Consider the following 1075-nt stretch of genomic DNA (forward strand, 5'->3'; position numbering starts at 1 on the left):
GCCGGCTACGGCCGGGGCGCTGGTCTGCCCGGCGGGCCCGCATGAGCACCTCCGACCCCCTCGGCGCGACCCACGCAGCCACGCCCACGGGCGCGTCGAGCGCGTCGGGTTCCTCGGGTTCCTCGGGTCATGAGACCCGCAGCCTCGGGGAGATCGTCGGTGAGGTCACCACCGACCTGAGCACGCTGATGAAGCAGGAGCTCGAGCTGGCCAAGGTCGAGCTCAAGCAGGAGGCCGCGAAGGCCGGCAAGGGCGCAGGGATGCTCGCCGGCGCCGGCGTCGCGGGCCACCTGGTGCTGGTGTTCCTCTCCCTGGCCCTGATGTTCGTGCTCGACAACGCCGTCCCGACCGAGCTCGCCGCACTCATCACCGCCGTGGTGTGGGCCGTGGTGGCCGCGATCCTCGCGGTCTCGGGCCGATCGAACCTGAAGAAGGCCAACCCGCAGCTGCCGAAGACGCAGCAGACACTCAAGGAGGACGCACCATGGGCGAAGACACAGAGCAGCTGAGCACCGAGATCGCCGCCACCCGGGGCAACCTGGCCAACCACCTCGACGAGCTCCAGGACAAGGTCAGCCCCGCAGCGATCGTGGACCGCAAGAAGGCCGCCGCCCGCGACCGCGTCGGCAACGTCCGCAGCAAGGTCATGGGCAGCGCCGGCGGCGCGAAGGACTCCGTGACCGGCACCGTCTCCGGGGCCGTCTCCGGGGCCGGGGGCAGCGTCTCCGGCACCGCCTCCGAGGCGGCCGAGACCGCCAAGGACCAGTTCCAGGGCTCCCCCCTGGCCGCCGGTGTCGCCGCGTTCGGCCTCGGCATGGTCATCGCCGCCCTCGTCCCGGCCACCCGCGCCGAGTCGCGGGCCGCGGTGCAGGTCAAGGACGCCGTCCAGGACCACGCCCAGCCGCTGGTCGAGGACGTCAAGGCCGCCGCCGCCGAGGTCGGTGGCCAGGTCAAGGACAACGCCGCCGAGGCCGTCGAGCAGGTCAAGCAGACCGGCCAGGACGCCACCGGCCGGGTCAAGGACGAGGGCACCACCGCGGTCGAGACCGTCCGCACCGACACCCAGGGCTGAGCA

The 1075-nt window shown here is 72.7% G+C and carries 2 protein-coding genes; both read left to right on the forward strand.

What is annotated here, in order from left to right; translation table 11 throughout:
* The first annotated feature begins 41 nt into the window (after positions 1-41).
* Complete coding sequence (locus E4623_RS22370; protein WP_134768797.1) at positions 42-509, forward strand: phage holin family protein; 468 nt, start codon at positions 42-44, stop codon at positions 507-509.
* Complete coding sequence (locus E4623_RS22375; RefSeq protein WP_134768499.1) at positions 485-1072, forward strand: DUF3618 domain-containing protein; 588 nt, start codon at positions 485-487, stop codon at positions 1070-1072. Before E4623_RS22370 ends, E4623_RS22375 begins: the two co-directional genes overlap by 25 nt.
* Positions 1073-1075: the final 3 nt, after the last annotated feature.

The organism is Nocardioides sp. 1609 (assembly GCF_004522105.1).
In the GTDB taxonomy this organism is placed as follows: Bacteria; Actinomycetota; Actinomycetes; order Propionibacteriales; family Nocardioidaceae; genus Nocardioides.

Excerpts from the sequence above, each read along its gene's own strand:
- E4623_RS22370 (WP_134768797.1), top strand. The coding sequence starts at position 42 with ATGAGCACCTCCGACCCCCTCGGCGCGACCCACGCAGCCACGCCCACG.
- E4623_RS22375 (WP_134768499.1), top strand. The coding sequence starts at position 485 with ATGGGCGAAGACACAGAGCAGCTGAGCACCGAGATCGCCGCCACCCGG.